This window comes from Reyranella sp. (genome assembly GCF_004297405.1).
Taxonomy (GTDB): Bacteria; Pseudomonadota; Alphaproteobacteria; order Reyranellales; family Reyranellaceae; genus Reyranella.
The window spans coordinates 34,006-51,439 of record NZ_SCVC01000012.1 but is presented as its reverse complement, the minus strand read 5'-3'; the positions used below and the strand labels follow the sequence as shown (position 1 = coordinate 51,439).

The 17,434-nt window shown below is 64.3% G+C and carries 16 protein-coding genes; 4 read left to right on the top strand and 12 right to left on the bottom strand.

Translation table 11 applies throughout. The annotated features are described in order from the left end of the window. Positions 1-19: 19 nt before the first annotated feature. Genes EPO50_RS10020 through prpF form a run of 3 tightly spaced genes read right to left on the bottom strand, consistent with a single transcriptional unit; the run spans position 20 to position 3,737 of the window. A complete protein-coding gene (locus EPO50_RS10020) occupies positions 20-1,354 on the bottom strand; it encodes an aminotransferase class III-fold pyridoxal phosphate-dependent enzyme (protein WP_296343493.1) in 1,335 nt (444 codons plus the stop codon). A gap of 31 nt (positions 1,355-1,385) precedes the next feature. After that, complete coding sequence (locus EPO50_RS10015) at positions 1,386-2,528, bottom strand: FAD-binding oxidoreductase (RefSeq protein ID WP_296343491.1); 1,143 nt, start codon at positions 2,526-2,528, stop codon at positions 1,386-1,388. A 42-nt stretch (positions 2,529-2,570) separates the two neighbouring features. Beyond that, complete coding sequence (gene prpF / locus EPO50_RS10010; RefSeq protein WP_296343489.1) at positions 2,571-3,737, bottom strand: 2-methylaconitate cis-trans isomerase PrpF; 1,167 nt, start codon at positions 3,735-3,737, stop codon at positions 2,571-2,573. A 29-nt stretch (positions 3,738-3,766) separates the two neighbouring features. On the opposite strand from prpF, the gene EPO50_RS10005 reads away from it, so the two are divergent. Further along, a complete protein-coding gene (locus EPO50_RS10005; RefSeq protein ID WP_296343487.1) occupies positions 3,767-5,683 on the top strand; it encodes a C1 family peptidase in 1,917 nt (638 codons plus the stop codon). 2 nt (positions 5,684-5,685) lie between these two features. On the opposite strand, the gene EPO50_RS10000 is transcribed toward EPO50_RS10005, so the two are convergent. From EPO50_RS10000 to EPO50_RS09985, 4 genes are all read right to left on the bottom strand, one after another. Further along, a complete protein-coding gene (locus EPO50_RS10000) occupies positions 5,686-7,374 on the bottom strand; it encodes a putative 2-aminoethylphosphonate ABC transporter permease subunit (protein WP_296343485.1) in 1,689 nt (562 codons plus the stop codon). Beyond that, positions 7,371-8,438: a putative 2-aminoethylphosphonate ABC transporter ATP-binding protein gene (locus EPO50_RS09995; protein ID WP_296343484.1), complete on the bottom strand. Its 1,068-nt coding sequence runs from the start codon at positions 8,436-8,438 to the stop codon at positions 7,371-7,373. The genes EPO50_RS10000 and EPO50_RS09995 overlap by 4 nt, the downstream gene beginning before the upstream one ends. Positions 8,439-8,448: 10 nt before the next feature. Next, positions 8,449-9,495, bottom strand: coding sequence for a putative 2-aminoethylphosphonate ABC transporter substrate-binding protein (locus EPO50_RS09990; RefSeq protein ID WP_296343482.1), 1,047 nt, complete (start codon positions 9,493-9,495; stop codon positions 8,449-8,451). A gap of 182 nt (positions 9,496-9,677) precedes the next feature. Further along, a complete protein-coding gene (locus EPO50_RS09985; protein WP_296343481.1) occupies positions 9,678-10,160 on the bottom strand; it encodes a MarR family transcriptional regulator in 483 nt (160 codons plus the stop codon). A 50-nt stretch (positions 10,161-10,210) separates the two neighbouring features. Here EPO50_RS09985 and EPO50_RS09980 point away from each other — a divergent pair, with 50 nt between their 5' ends. Further along, positions 10,211-10,669, top strand: coding sequence for an ester cyclase (locus tag EPO50_RS09980; protein WP_296343479.1), 459 nt, complete (start codon positions 10,211-10,213; stop codon positions 10,667-10,669). A 10-nt stretch (positions 10,670-10,679) separates the two neighbouring features. Here EPO50_RS09980 and EPO50_RS09975 read toward each other — a convergent pair whose 3' ends face one another. Beyond that, positions 10,680-11,495: an oxaloacetate decarboxylase gene (locus EPO50_RS09975; protein ID WP_296343478.1), complete on the bottom strand. Its 816-nt coding sequence runs from the start codon at positions 11,493-11,495 to the stop codon at positions 10,680-10,682. 33 nt (positions 11,496-11,528) lie between these two features. Here EPO50_RS09975 and EPO50_RS09970 point away from each other — a divergent pair, with 33 nt between their 5' ends. Next, on the top strand, positions 11,529-12,308 hold the full coding sequence (locus EPO50_RS09970; protein WP_296343476.1) for a hydratase: 780 nt from the start codon (positions 11,529-11,531) through the stop codon (positions 12,306-12,308). 18 nt (positions 12,309-12,326) lie between these two features. Here the strand turns inward: EPO50_RS09970 and EPO50_RS09965 are convergent, their stop codons facing one another. From EPO50_RS09965 to EPO50_RS09955, 3 genes are read right to left on the bottom strand one after another with little or no spacing between them, the layout of a single operon-like run. Further along, positions 12,327-13,817, bottom strand: coding sequence for an NAD(P)/FAD-dependent oxidoreductase (locus EPO50_RS09965; protein WP_296343474.1), 1,491 nt, complete (start codon positions 13,815-13,817; stop codon positions 12,327-12,329). A 52-nt stretch (positions 13,818-13,869) separates the two neighbouring features. Beyond that, positions 13,870-15,084: an MFS transporter gene (locus tag EPO50_RS09960; protein WP_296343473.1), complete on the bottom strand. Its 1,215-nt coding sequence runs from the start codon at positions 15,082-15,084 to the stop codon at positions 13,870-13,872. Between the two features lie 10 nt (positions 15,085-15,094). Further along, positions 15,095-16,087: a tripartite tricarboxylate transporter substrate binding protein gene (locus tag EPO50_RS09955; RefSeq protein ID WP_296343472.1), complete on the bottom strand. Its 993-nt coding sequence runs from the start codon at positions 16,085-16,087 to the stop codon at positions 15,095-15,097. A gap of 95 nt (positions 16,088-16,182) precedes the next feature. Here EPO50_RS09955 and EPO50_RS09950 point away from each other — a divergent pair, with 95 nt between their 5' ends. Continuing rightward, positions 16,183-16,560, top strand: coding sequence for a rhodanese-like domain-containing protein (locus EPO50_RS09950; protein WP_296343471.1), 378 nt, complete (start codon positions 16,183-16,185; stop codon positions 16,558-16,560). Positions 16,561-16,608: 48 nt separating this feature from the next. Here EPO50_RS09950 and EPO50_RS09945 read toward each other — a convergent pair whose 3' ends face one another. Beyond that, positions 16,609-17,433 carry an oxaloacetate decarboxylase gene (locus EPO50_RS09945; protein ID WP_296343469.1) on the bottom strand — a complete coding sequence of 275 codons (825 nt, stop codon included), beginning with the start codon at positions 17,431-17,433 and terminating at the stop codon, positions 16,609-16,611. Position 17,434 lies beyond the last annotated feature (1 nt).

The window sequence follows — 17,434 nt, the reverse complement described above, 5'->3', positions numbered from 1 at the left end:
CCACCTATTTAGGTGCTCCTTACGGCTGCAAAAGAGCCTTGCGGGCCGAGACGAACTCTTCGACTGCCGCCACGAAACGGTCACCTTCGGCGTCGCCGATCATGACGTTCAGGGCGACGAAGCCGCGGCGTGCAATCCAGATACCGGCCGTGCTCATGTCGAAGAAGAACAGCTCCTTGGCATCCTGGCTGCCGGCCGCGATATCGGCCGCCGACTTGATCGGCCGTGCCGTGGCATGCGCCGTCATCATCGAGCCGATGCCGGAGAACTGGAACGCCACCTTGTTCTTGGCGCAGATGGCATTCAGGCGCTCACGGATACGCTCGCCACGGTCGTTCAGCTCCTTGGCCGCCGCCGGCGTATAGACCTCGCCATAGCCCGCGACACCGGCCGCCATGGTGAGCGCATTGTTGTTGAACGTGCCGGCGTGCGGCAGCGAGTCGGCCTTGGTCGGGTCGAACAGCTCCATGATCTCGCGCTTGCCCCCAAACGCGCCGAACGACATGCCGCCGCCAATATACTTGCCGAGCGTCGTCATGTCGGGAATGACGCCGTAGAGGCCCTGCAAGCCGCCCGGCGACAGACGCGAGGTCATGACCTCGTCGAAGATCATGGTGATGCCGCGGGAAGCCGTCTCCTCGCGCACCATCTTCAGGAAAGCGACATCGCCCGGCAGGCAGCCGTGGCTGCCCTGCATGGGCTCGAGCAGGACGGCGAACAGTTCCTCGCCATGCTTGGCGATCAGCGCCTTGGTACCCTCGATGTCGTTATAGGGCGCCACGATGTACTCGTAAGGCACGTTCACCGGGCTGCCGCCACTCACGAAGTAGAGCACGCCCCCGTGATAGCCTCCATGGAACACCATGACCTTGGCGGCCTTGGCGCGGCCCTTGCGCTGGGCAAAGACCTTGGCGCCCGCGAGCGCCATCACATTGCCTTCTGTACCGGAGTTGGTGAAGCGCACCAGATCGATCGACGGCATGCGATCTGCGATCAGCTTGGCGAGCTTACCCTCGTTGGCGTTGCGGCCGCCGTAGTTCCAGCCGTGGTTCAGCGCGCGATCGATGGCGGCGCGGATCACCGGATGGGAGTGGCCGTAGATGCCGGCGGTGTATTCGCCCAGCACATCGATGTATTCGTGGCCGTCGGCATCCCACAGCCGGCAGCCTTCGCCGCGCACGACGGTGAGCGGGAACGGCGAGTTATGCAGCGTGGTACGGGTGTTGCCGCCCGGCATCGCCTCGCAGGCTTCCTGGTGGCGAGTGAAGCTCTTGGGGTTGCGATCGATGTAGGCCTGCTTCGCTTCGGCGAGCGCGGACTGCAGATCTGAATTCACCAACGCTTGATCGGGCACGGCACTCTCTCCTCACTTGAGGCAGAGAGTATCACACTACGTTCAGCTCCCGGATAGGCCGGCCTGCGGATATGCGTTCATAACCGAAAGGACTGAGGTCCAGCGTGCGATAGCTGCCATGCACAATCAGCTCGGCAACGGCGCGGCCGACTGCGGGCGATTGCTGGATGCCGTGACCCGAAAAGCCCGTGGCGAAGATCAGGCTCTCGATTTCCGGATGACGGCCGACGATTCCGTTCTGATCGAAGGTGTTGTACTCGTAGTAGCCCGCCCAGGCGTTCACGACCTTGGCCGCCTCGAAGGCCGGCACGCGGGCCGCGAGCGTCGGCCAGACGATCTCGTCCCATTCCTGGTGCTGGACTTCGAGCGGCGCTCCGGGCGGATCATTGCCCGCCACCGGCGTCGTGCCGCCGATGTAGAAACGTCCCTCCGGCCGAAACCAGGTGCCCGAGGGGTCGATAGTGAGCGGCGTTATCCCGGGCGGTTCACGTACATCGAAGACGAAAACCGAGCGCCGGCGTGGCTCTACCGGCAATGCGAGGCCGGCCCGTGCCCCCACCTCGCCCGACCAGGGACCTGCTGCCAGCACGATCGTCCTGGCCTCCAGCCGGCCGCCGTTGCGCAACGTCACGCTACTGCCCGAGAACCCGACAACCTCGTCGGCGACATACACCACGCCCAACTCGCGGGCCTTGCGACGAAACCCCTGCATCAGAGCGGGACCGTCGAACCAGCCCTCATTGGCCGTGCCGTGCGAGGCGAGCGTCACCCCGTCCGTCGAGATCCACGGGAAGCGCCCGACCAGCGCCGACGGGTCCAGCAGCTCGACCGCACAATCCTCGCCCCTCTGGATCGCATGGTTCGCCCGCAGCACGGGCTCGCCGGCGGGGCTGGCCAGGAAGAGATAGCCCGGCTCCCGCAACCCCAGTTCGACGCCCAGCAGCTCGCCGGCACGGCGCAGGAAGCCGATGCCGTAGCGCGACAGATGAATATTGAGCGGCGTCGAGAACTGCTGGCGGATCGAGCTTGCCGACAGCGCCGAGGACGCCCGCGCGTAGGTCGGGTCGCGTTCGATCACGGTCACTTTCCCCGTGAACGCCGGATCGGACTTGAGATGATAGGCGACGGATGATCCCATCACGCCGCCGCCGACGACAATCACATCACTCTTCATCGTGCAATCAATTGCACGGCCCACCGGGGGAATACCAGCGGCTCACTCGGCAGGCACCCTCACCCAACCTTCCATCAGGCGTCGGGCCGACCGGCTCATCATCACCTTGGCAACTTTCCATTGGCCGGCTTCCTCGCGCGCTTCGGCGCCGACGCTGAGCGCTCCTGAAGGATGGCCGAAGTGCACGCGGCCGTCGGCGCCCGCAGGCGCCACGCGCGAGACGATCGTGCCGGGGATCGCGGCGGCGGCCGCAATGGCGACCGCTCCGGTGCCAGTCATGGCATGGTGCAGCACTCCCATTGAGAAGATGCGCGCCAGGAGGTCGATCGAATCTGCCTCGATACGCTTGCCGTCCGACGCCACATAGGATGCCGGCTTGGCCACGAAGGCGAGCTTGGGCGTATGTGGCCGCTTCGCTGTCGCCTCCTCGGGCGTAGCGACCAGCCCCATGGCAACGGCGCCCAGGGCGCGCGCGGCTTCCACTCGCTGCAACAGGGCCTTGTCGCCGTTGACGTCACCCTGCAGCTCCGTGCCCGTCAGGCCGAGCCGAGCCGCGTCGACGAAGATCGTCGGATTGCCGGCGTTGATCAGCGTCGCTTCGAGCTTGCCGACACCCGGAACGTCGAGCACGTCGATACGCCTCCCCGACGGGAACATGGCGCCGCCCGCCTCGTTCCCGCCCTCTTCGTCGGCGGCCGGATCGAGGAACTCGACCTTCACCTCCGCCGCCGGAAAGGCCACGCCGTCGAGTTCGAAACCGCCCAGCTCCTGCACCTCGGCGCCCTGCATCGGCACATGGTTGACGATCACCTTGCCGATGTTCACCTGCCAGATACGCACCGTGGCCATACCGTCGGCCGGGCCTTCGACCAGTCCGGCACTCAGCGCAAACGCGCCGACGGCGGTGCTGAGGTTCCCGCAGTTGCCCGACCAGTCGATGACGGGCGCATCGATCGCCACCTGCCCGAAGCGATAATCGACGTCGCAGCCGGCACGATCCGACTTCGACAGGATCACGACCTTGCTGGTGCTGGACGTGGCCCCGCCCATACCATCGGTATGCTTGCCGTACCGATCCGGGCTGCCGATGATCCGCAGCAGCAGCCGGTCGCGCATCGCGGGATCGGACGGCAGATCGTGGGCGAGGAAGAACACGCCCTTGCTGGTGCCGCCACGCATGTAAACGGCGGGAATACGAAGCTGCTTCATCCTACGGATACTAGCGCGTTTGGTGTAGATTGACGCCGCGAATAACTCATCGCGCACTCCACTCAATGTTGTCTAAGGGGGAGGATCACATGTCTGACAACGTCAGGAGCATCAAGCCGCGCCGCAAGACCAAGCTCAAGACGCCGATCAGGGGCCGCGTCTACGACGTGCTCCGCGATGTTCCGGATATCCGAGACAGGATCTACGAGCCGACTCTCAATCCTCTCCCATCGCATATGACACCGCCCAGGGCGCTGCACATCCTTGATCAAGGCCCCGATGGTGCTTGCACGGGCTTCGCACTCGCCGCCGTCATCAATCTGCAGATGCGCGAACGATTGCCTAAGCAGCGCCGCATCATCAGCCCGCATATGCTCTACACCATGGCCAGGCGCCACGATGAATGGCCAGGCGACAAGTACGAAGGATCGAGCCTGCGCGGCGCCCTGCGCGGTTTCTATAACAACGGCGCCTGCGAGACCAAGCTGTGGCCTTCGATGGAAGAGCGCGAACTCACGGTCGAGGCTGCCAAGAACGCCAGAAGCACGACACTTGGCGCCTATTACCGGTTACGGCCCAACCTCTCCGATTATCACGCTGCCATTTCGGAGACGGGGGCCATCTATACCTCTGCCGCCGTCCACACCGGCTGGGACAAACCGGAGAAAGGATGGCGTATCGCGCCGCAGACGGGCGCACAGCTCCATGCCTTCGCCATTGTGGGCTATGACGACGAAGGATTCTGGATTCAGAACTCCTGGGGCCCGGGCTGGGGCAAGAAAGGGCTGGCGCACTGGGCATACAAGGACTGGGCCTCCAATATTGAGGATGCTTGGGTGTTGCAGCTTGCCGTGCCAGCTCCTTATGCATTCGGGCTCGGCATCAAACGCGATCGTGCCTCGAGTGCCTCGGCTCTCTCCGGTGGGAAACGCGCCGCTCCGGCGCGTCAGGACATCGCCGGCCACTTCGTCCACGTCGAAAACGGCCACTTCTCCTCAACCGAGCCCTATTTCAGCACTGCCAAGGATGTCGAGGAAACGGCTGCGGTGCTGGGGCAGTCCAAGAAATACGAAGGTCTCGTGTTCTATGCCCACGGCGGATTGAACGCGCCGTCCGATGCGGCCATACGCGCCGCCGCGATGACCGAAGTGTTCATGGCGAACAGCCTCTATCCCTACAGCGTGTTCTACGACACCGGTCTGCTGGCAACCTTGCGGGACATCATCAGCGGCCGCGGCGCTGCCGTGACCCAGCGCACCGGAGGCTTCCTCGATCTGACAGACGATCTCATCGAAAAGGCCATCGGCGGTATCGGAACAAAGCTATGGCGCGAAATGAAGGCCGATGCGTCGCTGCCCTTCGCACCTGGCTTCGCTGGCGAGGCGGCGCTCCGCCTGTTCGCCCAACAGTTGGCAGACAACCCGCTTCCCATTCACCTGGTGGGCCACTCCACCGGTGCCATCCTGATCGGCCACTTGCTCGATGCGTTGGATCGGATCTTACCCACCGGATTCACAATCGGGTCCTGCTCGCTGATGGCTCCAGCCTGTTCGATCAACTTCTATCGCGAGAAGTACAAACCACGGCTCGATACCGACACGTCGCTGCCGGTCAAAATCGGCAAAATGACCCTTTACTGTCTCGACGATGAAGCTGAGCAAAAAGACACTGTAACGCCCTTCTATAACAAGTCTCTCCTTTATCTCGTCTCCAATGCTTTCGAGGAGAAGCGTCCGATGGAGCTGCTAGGCATGAAGGCCTTTCTCGACAAAACGAACATCGGGAATGAGGTGAAGATCTGGTACGCCCAAGAGAAGGGGACACCGACGAAAAGCACGACGCATGGCGGCTTTGACAATGACCCCGGCACGATGAACGACATCCTGCGATCCATCCTTGGCAAGAAGGTCGTGCGACCGTTCTCGCAGCAGGATCTCGACTATTAGCGTTAGCGTCGACGCCAGGCCTGCAGACGGTCGAGAAGGAATCGGTCGGCGAGAAGATGAACGATCTTGACCGCGGCCGACGTCAGCACGATCACCACACAGAGCGCGGCGGCGGCAGCGGTTGTCCCGGCCTCCTCGATGTTCACGGCGGCCACCGAAGCGAGCTTGGTGTCGGGCGAATAGAGGAAGATCACCGAGGAGACCGTCGTCATCGCATTCACGAAGAGGTAGATCGCGATGTCGAGGATCGACGGCAGGCAGATCGGCGCCGTGACCCTGCTAAAGGTGCGCCAGATCGGGACCTTAAGAGACGCGGAGACAGACTCGAACTCGGGGTCGATCTGTTTGAGGGCCGTCGTCGCCGTCAGGTGCCCCACCGTGTAGAAATGCGCCACCGTATTCACCACCAGGATACCCATGGTGGCATAGAGGAAGCCCAGCGGATTGCCGGGCGCGTTGAAGAAGAAGATGTAGCCCAGGCCGAGGACCAGCCCGGGCACGGCCATCGGCAGGAAGGCCAGCAACTGCACGACGCCGCGCACGACATGGAAGCCGCGCGTCTTCTCGGTAAGCCAGGCGCCGGTGAACATCAGCGCCGTGCCAAACAGGGCGGCGCCCACGGCCATCTCCACCGAGTTCCAGTAGGAATCCCAGCCATTGGCGTCGAACTTGGCGAAGTCGTAGTTGTCGAGCGTCAGGCTGAGATTGTACGGCCAATATTTGATCAGCGAGCCCCAGATCGCCATCCCGAGGATCGCCAGGATGCCGATCGACACCAGGGTACAGATAAGCGTGAAGACGAAGTCCCGCCCTGGCTTGGGCTTGGGCACCAATGGCACCGCCCGCGCCGTGAGCAGCGCCACCTGCTTTCGCTGCACCAGCCGATCGACTACGAAAGCGAGCGCCGCCGGCGCCAGCAGCACCATGCCGACCACGGCGCCCATCGAGAAGTTCTGCTGGCCGATCACCTGTTTGTAGACGTCGGTCGCCAGCACGTTGAAGTTGCCGCCAATCACCTTGGCGATGCCGAAGTCGGTGATCACCAAGGTGAAGACGACCAGCGCGGCGCTGATCAGGCCGTACTTTGCGCCCGGCAGGGTCACGGTGAAGAAGACGCGGAGTTTGCTGGCGCCCAGCGCATCGGCCGCCTCGTAGAGGCGTGCATCCGCGGTGGCGAGCGCCGTCACCAGGATCAGGGTCGCATGCGGGAAGCAGTAGAAGACCTGCGCGATCACGATGCCGTCGAAGCCGTAGATCGAGCCGCCACCCAGGAGCGCCTTGAAGAAGCCCTGCGTGCCGAAGAGGTAGATCAGGGCCAGGCCGGGCAGCAGCGACGGGGCAAAGATCGGGATCAGCGCAATGCCCTGGAACAGCCAGCGCATGGGCAGCACTGTGCGCGTCAAGGCGTAGGCGTAGAGGAAGGCGAGCGGCACGACGATCACGGTGCTGACCGCCGCCACATGCAGGCTGTTCAGTGCCGAATTGAAAAGCGCCGGTGTCGAGAAATAGGAAACATAGTTCGCAAGTCCGACGAACTTGCCGTCACGATCCTCGAATCCCTTGGCCAGCAGGGCCCAGAGCGGCAGGCCGACGATCACCAGCAGGAGCGCGGCCAGCAGCACCACGCCGCCACGCATGATGAGGTCGTCGCGCGAGAGACCGACCTTTGTCGACGGCACCGCGAGGCTCACGCGGCGAAGACCCTGAGACGGTCCGGCGGCAGGGCGACGTCGAGCTGGGTGCCGCGCTCGACGCCCAGATCGCGGATCAGATTGCTCGAAAAGTCGGCCGTCATCGCCACGTCGGTCGTGGCACGGGCTTTAAGCGTGGCGCGGCAGAACGCGCCGACGAAATCGAGCTCAGTCACCTCGACCGTCAGGCGGTTGGCAGTGCCTTGAGGCAGGTCACGCACCCGCACATCCTCGGGCCGGATGCAGAGATTGACCTTTTGCCCGAGAGTCAGCCCGTCCTGACCCGGACAGGCCAGATCGACGCCGGCCACCTGCACCTTGTCGGGCGCCATTAGGGTGCCCTGCAGGAAGTTCATCGAGCCCACGAAATCGGCAACAAAGGCCGAGGCCGGGCGGCGGTAGATTTCCTGCGGCGTGCCGACCTGTTCGATGGCGCCGTGGTTCATAACCACGATGCGGTCGGCCATGGTGAGCGCCTCTTCCTGGTCGTGCGTCACCATGATGGTGGTCACCCCGAGCCGGCGCTGCAGTGCCTTGATCTCATGGCGCAGCCGCAGCCGTACGCGGGCATCGAGCGCCGACAGCGGCTCGTCGAGCAGCAATAGCCCCGGCGAGGTCGCCAGTGCCCGCGCCAGCGCCACGCGCTGCTGCTGGCCACCCGAGAGCTGGGCGGGATATTTCGGACCGGCATCGGGCAGCCCGACCATCGCCAGCAGCTCGACGACGCGGGCCGCTATCGCGGCCCTCTTCTCGCGACGGCTGACCAGCCCGTAGCCGACATTGTCGGCCACCGTCAGGTTGGGAAAGAGCGCGTAGGACTGGAAGACAATGCCGAAGTCGCGCTTCGCCGGCGGCAGCGCCGACACGTCCCGCCCCTTCTGGCGGATCGTGCCGGAACTCTGCGGATCGAGCCCGGCGATGGCGCGCAGCAAGGTGGTCTTGCCGCAGCCGGAGGGCCCCAGGAAGCAGACGAACTCGCCCTCGGCGATATCGAGCGTGATATCGCCGAGGGCAGTGAAGTCGCCGTAGCGCTTGGAAAGGCTACGAACCTCGAGGTAGGTCACGCGGTGCGGATCACTTCTTCGGCGCCGACTTGCCGTCGTAGCGCTTGGTCCATTCCGCCAGGATGCGCTCGCGGTTCTTGGCCATCCATTCCATGTCGTTCTTGATCATCCCCGGCTCGGCATTGACCGGATAGTTGACCGGTGCTGCCTTCACGTCCGGCAGGGCAACCACCGCGTAGGTCTTGGCATAGAGCTCATTGGCCTTCTTGGTCACGGCCCAGTCGGCGAGCTTCTTAGCGGCATCGAGGTTCTTCGTACCCTTGACGATCGCCGTTGCCTCCAGCTCCCAACCCAGGCCCTCCTTCGGCACGATGAGGTCGATCGGGGCGCCCTTGGTCTTCTCCGAGGCGCCACGCATGTCGAGGCCGATGCCGATCAGGCGCTCGCCCTTGGCCGCCTGCACGCAGGGCGCCGAACCGGAGTGGATGTACTGCGCGATGTTCTGGTGCAGCGCGTCCATATACTTCCAGCCTGCCTCCTCGCCCATGATCTGCAGCCAGGCCGCGATGGTGAGATAGCCGGTGCCCGACGAAGCCGGGTTCGGCATCACGATGGAATCCTTGTACTCGGGCTTGGTGAGATCGGCCCAGCTCGCCGGCACGGGCTTGTTGCCCTTCTTGCCTTCGGCGGTGTTGAAGCAGACCAGCGAGAGATAGGCATCCATGCCCACCCAGGTGTCGGGCGTCTTGCCGCTGCGGAACATCGGCTTCAGCGCCTCGACGCCCTTCGGCGCATAGGGCTCGATCATTCCCATGGTGGCGAACAGCGCCGTGCTCGACGCGGCAAGGCCCCAGATTACATCGGCACGGGGATTGTCCTTCTCGGCGATCAGCTTGGCGGTGACGACGCCCGTGGAGTCGCGCACCCAGGCGATCTCGATGCCGGGATTGTCGGCCTCGAAAGCCTTCTTGAAGGGATCGAGCTGGTCGTTCTCCAGCGCGGTGTAGACGGTGAGCTTGGTCTTCTGAGCGAAGGCCGGTGCGGCCGCCAGGCCGACCATGGCAACTGCGGCAGCGCCTGCCAGCGCGGCACGCCTGATGATGTTGTTCCCGATCATTCCATCCCCCATGTTTGTCCCCTGTCTCAAACCCTGCCCTTGTTGCGCTACAGGGCAATCATGAACTTTCCGTTACGGCGACGATAGAGCAGCATCGCCGGATATGGGAAAGATCAGTTCACGGTTTCTATCCGTCCAGTATATATTTCAGATGAAACCTATCTGTCCTGCCGATAGGTCACTCAGCGATCCGCCACCAGTTTTGCGCCGACCGCAGCCAGCCACCGACGCACCACCTTCTCCTCCTCGCGCCCGACCAGTCCCGCAATCCGCTCCTCGACCTCTTGGACACGGGCCTTGCAGCGCTTCAGCAGCACCTCGCCCTCGTCCGTCACCTGCAGGCGCAGGATACGGCCGTGCGCGGGATCGGCCGACTTCTCGACCGCGCCCGCCTTCACGAGGTTGCCCACGATCAGGTTGATGGTCTGCGGCGTGAGAAACGTGAGCCGTGCAAGGTCCGCGCCAGAGAGGCCGGGATAGGCCGAAACCATCGTCAGCACGACGAACTGCGGTGACGTCACTTCGAGTTCGGCCAGCGCCTTGTCCATCGCGGCCCGAACCGCGACGTGGGCTTGGCGCACGAGATAGCCGAGATAACCATCCGGTCCGCGCTTGCCCTCTCCCGGACGAGGAATGGGCGCGATCGCCCTAGTCTTGCGACTCATATCAGCCCTCTTATATATTATCAGCACTCGAATATAACAGGAGAGTCGCCTTGAACCCCCAACTCGCCGACCTCGTGCGCCGTCATCTCTTGGCCGAGAACGCCCAGGACCTGCCAGGCACACTCGCCACATTGCATCCCGAATGCCGTTTCGAAGATCTCGCGACCGGTCAGGTCTGGGATGGCCACGATGGTGCGGCGGCGCACTATCGCCAATGGTGGACCACCTTCGACGTCGAGGTAAAGCGCGGGCCCACGCAGACCTCCGCCTGGACCGATGGCGACGGCTATATCGGCGAGGCAACCTGGCACGGCAAACATGTCGGCCCCTTCCTCGGCATCGCGCCGACCGGCCGGCCGATCGTGCAGCCTTTCGTCGTGGTCCTCGCCTTCAAGGACGGCCTGATGCTGAGTGAGCGCTTCCACTACGATCTCGGCTCACTGCTGCGCCAGATCGGCGACGAAACAATCCCAGCGTTGGGTGGATTGCGATACCGACAGGCCGCCTAGCAACACCCGGCTACTTGCAGAACACCTTCTTGAGGTCGCTGGTCGGCATGGTGTCGCGCATCCAGAGGAAGCTGCCACCCTTCATGTCGCGCGCGCCCTTCATGAAGGCGGCCAGCGCCAGCCGCGAGAGCGCACCGCCGACGCTGATGCGCTTCACGCCGACCGCGGCGATCTGATCTGCCGTGAGATCGGGATCGCCCGCACTCATCACGACGTTCAACGGCTTGCCGATCTCGGACACCACAGTGCGCATGGTCGCGAGGTCACGCAGGCCGGGCGCATAGAGCACATCGGCGCCCGCCGCCTCGAACGCCTTCAGCCGACGGATCGTATCGTCGAGATCCCTGACGCCGCGGATCAGGTTGTCGGCCCGCGCCGTGAAGGTGAACGGTACGCCGAGCGAGCGCACCATCTCGACACTCGCCTGCACGCGCTCGACAGCATGATTGAAATCGTAGATGCGCTCGCCGCTCCAATCCTCGATCGAGCCACCGACGATGCCCACGTGCACGGCGTCACGCAGAATGGTCGCCGCTTCCTTCGGATCGTCGGCATAGCCGTTCTCGAGATCGGCATTGACCGGCAGATCGGTGGCCTCAGCGATCACGCGGCAGTTCTCGAGCAGCTCGGCGCGGCTCACGGCATTGTCGCCATCGACCCGGCCCAACGCATTGGACATGCCGAGGCTCGTCGTCGCCAGCGCCTCGAAGCCCAGCGATTGCAGCAGCTTCGCTGTACCGGCATCCCACGGGTTGGGCAGCAGCAACAGTCCCGGCTGTTCGTGCAGCCTGCGAAACTCCTGGCCCTTTTCCGCCTGCGTGCGCATCGCCCCTCCTCCACTTTCTGCTAAGGAACACCGATGGACATCCAAGCGCAACGGGAAGTCGCCCGCCTCCTCGCCTCTCTTCGCCGCGATGGTCGCCAACAGAGCGGCCTCGCTACCGGGCTTGTGCCGCCAGACAAAGCGACCGCCTACAAGATTGCGGGCCTTGTCGCCGAGGAGCTCGGCTGGCCGGTGCGTGGCTGGAAGATCGCCGCCATGAAAGAAGAGATGCAGAAGGCGCTGCGCACTGACTCGCCGATCTACGGCCGCGTCTATTTCATCAAGCCGACGCCCCTCACCGTGGAGCGCGCCAAGCTCGCGAGCCCGATCCCCGAAGTCGAATATCAGGCAAAGCTTGGCATCGACCTGCCGCCGCGCGAGAAGCCTTACTCGGTCGAGGAGGTCACCGAGGCCGTCGTCTCGCTACATCCCGGCCTAGAGTTGGCAGAGTGCCGCTTCATCCACGACGCGGCCTTCCCGCCCTTGCCGGCGATCCTGGCCGACGGTGCGGGCTCCGGCACCATCATCTACGGACCGCCGATCGAGGACTGGCGCAAGCGCGACATCGCGGGCCAGGAGGCGACGCTCGCCTCCAATGGTAAGCTCCGCCGCAAGGGCACGGCGGCGGCCGCGCTCGACCATCCGATGGTGCCGCTCACCTGGCTCGCCAACGAACTCTCACGCACCGGCGTGGGGATGAAGGCCGGCGAGATGGTGAGCACCGGCACGCTGACCGGCATGCTCGCACCCAAGGCCGGGGAAACCTATATCGCCGACTTCGGCCCCTTCGGTTCGGTCGAGGTTGCCTTCACCTAACAAAGCGCACCCTGCTCGTCAGCGCGTGAACGCCATCGCCTTGTCGCGCACCGAGCCGTAGCGCAGGCTCACCAGATCCAGCGCGTAGTTCTGGTAGAGCTTCCAGGGGCGCTTGGAGCCCTGCTTGGGCTGATGCGCCAGAGCGCGCTGGATATAGCCCGAGGAGAAGTTAACCCACGGTTCCTCGGTCAAGGTCGGATCATTGTTGCGCGGCGTGCACTGCTTGAAGCCCTTGCGATCCATATGGTTCAGCAGGCGGCAGACATACTCGCAGACGAGATCGGCCTTCAGCGTCCACGACGCGTTGGTGTAGCCGAACACCGAGGCGAGGTTCGGTATGTCGCTGTACATCATGCCCTTGTAGATCATCGTCTCCGACGGCTTCACCGGCTTGCCATCGACGACGAGGCTCGCGCCGCCGAGCGGCTGCAGCACCAGCCCGGTCGCCGTCACGACGATATCGGCGTCCAGTTGCTCGCCAGACTTCAGCTTGATGCCCGTCTCGGTAAAGGTCTCGATCTGGTCGGTGACGACCGAGACGCGCTTCTTGCGAATGGCGCGGAACAGGTCGGCATCGGGCACGAGGCATAGACGCTGATCCCACGGGTTGTAGCGTGGGGTGAAATGCTTGCCGACGTCAAAGTCCGGCCCCAGCATCTGGCGCACGCCACCCAGGATCAGGCCCTTCACCTTCTCCGGCTTGCGCTTGCACATCTGGTAGAAATACATGCCGAGCAGGACGTTCTTCCAGCGCGTCATCATGTAAGCGAGCTTGAGCGGCAGCTTGCGCTTGAGCTTGTTGGCGATCGGGTCTTCGGCCGGCCGCGCCACCACATAGGTCGGCGAACGCTGCAACATGGTGACGTGCGCGGCCGTTTCGGCCATCGCCGGCACCACCGTAACCGCCGTGGCGCCACTGCCGATCACCACGACCTTCTTGCCGGCATAGTCGAGATCCTGCGGCCAGTGCTGCGGATGGATCATCTGGCCCTTGAAGCGATCGGCACCCGCAAACTCCGGCAGGTACCCCGCCTCGTAGCGATAGTAACCACTGCACATCCACAGGAAGCCGCAGGAGATGAAGACGCGTTCCTTATCCGGGCCGCGTTCCAGTTCGACTGTCCACTTCGAGTCGGGCGTGGACCACGAAGCGCCGACGACGCGATGCTGGTATTTGATCTTCCGGTCGATGCCGTGGTCGGTTGCGACCTCGCGGATGTAGGACAGGATCGACGGCCCGTCGGCGATGGCCTTGGCGTCCTTCCACGGCCGGAAACGATAGCCCAGCGTGTACATGTCGGAGTCGGAACGGACGCCGGGATAACGGAAGAGATCCCAGGTCCCGCCACTGGCCTCTCGCGCTTCGACGATGGCGTAGCTCTTGCCCGGGCATTCTTTCTGCAAGTGCCAGGCGGCGCCAATGCCGGAGAGGCCCGCGCCGACGATCAGCACATCGAAATGTTCAGATGCCGTGCGGTCAGCCGGCATCAGGGCGGCGATTGTATCCATGCCAACTTCATCGCGGAAAGCACGGGGCGTGGCAACTCCACCCTCCGCAGATCTAGCGGCTCCGCCGCCTGCCCCAGTGGCGGCCAACGAACAACGTCAGGCAGCTCATTGTCGTGATGATCGAGGCCATCACCAACCCTGGCCCGTAGCCACCGAAACCATCGCGCAGAAAGCCCAGCAGGGCCGGCCCAAAGGCCGAGACGAGCTGGATCACGGTCGCGGCCGCACCATAGGTCGCGCCGAAAGCGGCGGCGCCGAACTCACGGCGCACGACAACCGGGCCCAGGGTCGTCACGTGGCCGATGCCGTAGCCGTAGACCAGGCTCGCCGCGACGAGAACCGGCGCTGTCGGCCAGAGCGCGATGGCAAGTAGGGCCAGGGTCTGGACAGCCATGACGAGGCAGGCCAGCCGCCGGACATCGACCCTGTCGACGATGCGCGCCAGCACGAGCCGGCCAACGAAGGCCGTCACACCGGTCGCACTCACCAGCAAGCCCGCCCCTGCCGTGCCCAGCATAGGTTCGGCCAAGGCAACGTGATGGGTGATGAAGCCGATCTGCACCGTCAGGGCGAGCGCAAAGCCCGCCGCGGCGCTCCACAGCAGGATACGGGGCCGGCCAAGAGCGGCGACGGGTGTTGTGGCGGCGGACTGTACCGCACCCACGGCCCGCGCTTCGCCGTCACGGCCCACGCCGAGATCGGCCGGGCCACGAAAGCGCAGCACGCGCCAGATCAGCGGCAACAGCAACGCCGCGGCAACGAGGCCCGTAGCGATCAATCCTTGTCCCAGACCGAGCCGTGCCAGAGCAAACAACAGCAACGGCACACCGAGGATCGCCCCCAGACTGGCGCCCATGATGGCGAGCGTCATGGAACGCCCCTGATGGCGCTCGAACCAGGGCGCCACGGTCGCTGTGAGGCCGGTGGTGGACAGCGTCGACCAGCCGATGCCGACCAGCGCGAAGCAGGGATAGAGCTGCCACGGCGCGCTCACCTGCCCGATCAGCGCAACACCCAGCGTCATGGAAACGGCGCCGATCGACAACACCGGCCGCGGCCCCCAGCGATCGATGCTGCGGCCGACGAGACGCTGGATGCTGGCGCTTACGAGGAAGAAGAGCGTGATGGCCGACGCCACTTCGGCCACCGGCCAGCCATGCGCGGCGGTGACGGCCTGCAGATAGACGCTGGCGCCGAACAGGCCCAACGCCCAGGCGAAGGCCGCGATGACAAAGCAGGCCGCAACGACCCGCCAACCATGGAACACGAGGTACTACTCAGCTTGGCTTGATATTGCCCTTTTGGATGACGTCGCCCCACCGCTTCATCTCCGAGGTCAGCTTGGCCTGCACTTCGGGCTGCGTGCTGCCAACGGGGACAATGCCGAGCTTCAGCATGCGCTCACGGAACTCGGGATCCTTGACCACCTCGTTTCCGGAAGCATTGAGCCTGGCGACGATCTCGGGGGCTATGCCCTTCGGGGCGAATAAGGTGTAGTTGGTGGCCGATTCAGAACCCGGCACGCCCGCCTCCGCCATGGTCGGCGCATCCGGCAGCAGCGGCGAACGGTTCTTCGACGTAACCGCAAGGCAGCGCACCTTACCCGAGGCGATGTGCGGCAGGTGGGCCAGCACATTGTCGATCGAGACCTGCACGCGGCCTTCATAGAGGTCGGCCTGGAACTGTGTCGTGCCCTTGTAAGGCACGTGAGTCATTTCCGCGCCCGTGATCTGCTTCAGCATCTCGTAGTTGAGATGGATCAGACCGCCGAAGCCTGACGAGGCATAGGAGAGCTGGCCGGGCTTGGATTTGGCGAGCGCGATCAGCTCCTGCACGTTCTTCACCGGCAGGCTCGGCGTCACCAGCACGGCGATCGTGCCGTTGGCGATCTCGAGGATCGGCACGAAGTCCTTCGCCATGTCGAAGGTGAGGCCCTGATGGAAGAATGGCGCGATCGAATAGTCGACCAAGCTACCCACCATCAGAGTGTAGCCATCGTTCGGTGAACGGGCGAGCGCCGCGCCACCCAGCACGCCACCAGCGCCCGGTTGGTTGTCGACCACGATGGCCTGCCCGATCTTGGGACCGACCTTGTCTGAAAAGGCGCGGGTGACCGTATCCACGCCACCGCCCGGTGGGTAGGGCGCGATCATCCGGATCTGCTTGGCAGGCCAGGCCGGCGCTGCGCCCTGCGCCCGGGCGAGCGACGGTGCGACCAGCACCGCAGCCGCGGAAGCCGCCATCAGATGGCGGCGGGACAAAGACGACATGGTCGTTTCCTCGGAGCTTTCAATTGGGTCACACTGTACACGCGGGACTGGAATTCCCACCAGCTCCCACGACAACGATCACCAGGAGGATATCCATGGCAACGAGCGTCAAGCAGTTGATGGAGGCGGCGAATGCCGCGGTGCCCAAGATCACGCCGGCCGAGGCCAAGGACATGATCGCCAAGGGCAATACCCTGGTGGTCGATGTGCGCGATACGGCCGAGGTCGAGAAGAGCGGCAAGGTTGCCGGCGCAGTAAACGTCTCGCGCGGCATGCTCGAGTTTCGCGCCGACCCCGACTCACCCTATCACGACAAGAGCTTCGACAAGGGCAAGACCGTGATCGTCTATTGCGCCTCGGGTGGCCGCTCAGCGTTGAGCGGCAAGGTGCTGAAGGATTTCGGATTCAACGAAGTCTACAACCTCGGCGCCTTCAAGGACTGGGCCGAAGGCGGTGGCGCGGTCGAGAAATGACCTCGGCCGCGATCCGCTTCATCTCCTCTTCGCCGAGCGTCGAGACGCCTACTCCTTCATGAAGGCGTTCAGGTCCGGTGTCGGGATCGAATGATCAAGATAGGTGAAGGTGCCCTTGTCCTTCACTTCCTTCGCCGCATCGACGAGCCCCGTCATGGCGGCGCGGTAGAGTGACGTGGCGAGGCTGATGCGCTTCACACCAGCGGCCTCGAGCTCGGCCTTGCTGAAGGATTTGCCCTTGATGCCGACCATGAAGTTGAACGGCTTCTTGAGCGCGCTGCAAACCTTCTTCACCGCCGCGAGGTCGGGTAGACCCGGCGCGAACAGCACGTCCGCCCCTGCGGCCTCGTAGGCCTGCAGTCGCTTGATGACATCATTCAGATCGGCTTGCCCACGCAGGAAGCCTTCGGCCCGGGCCGTCAGCACGAACGGCACGGGCAGCGAGCGCGCCGCCTCGACGGCCGCCTTGATGCGCGTCGCCGCTGTCTCGATATCGTAAAGCGGCTTGTCCTTGTCGCCGGTCGCATCCTCGATGGAACCACCGACCAGGCCGACACCTGACGCCTGGCGGATCGTCTCGGCCGCATCTGACGGCGTATCGCCAAAGCCCTTCTCGAGATCGGCAGCAACCGGCAGGTCGGTCGCGTTCACGATCAGACGCGCGTTGGCCAGCGCTTCTTCGCGCGTCACCTTGCCATCGCGCTTGCCGAGCACACCCGCCTTGGCGCCACTCGACGTAGCCAGCGCCTCGAAGCCGAGACCGGCCAGCACGCGTGCGGAGCCCGCATCCCATGGATTGGGAATGATGAAAGCGCCGGGCGCCTCGTGCAGTGCGCGGAACTTCCTGGCCTTGTCTGCCTGACTGACACTCATG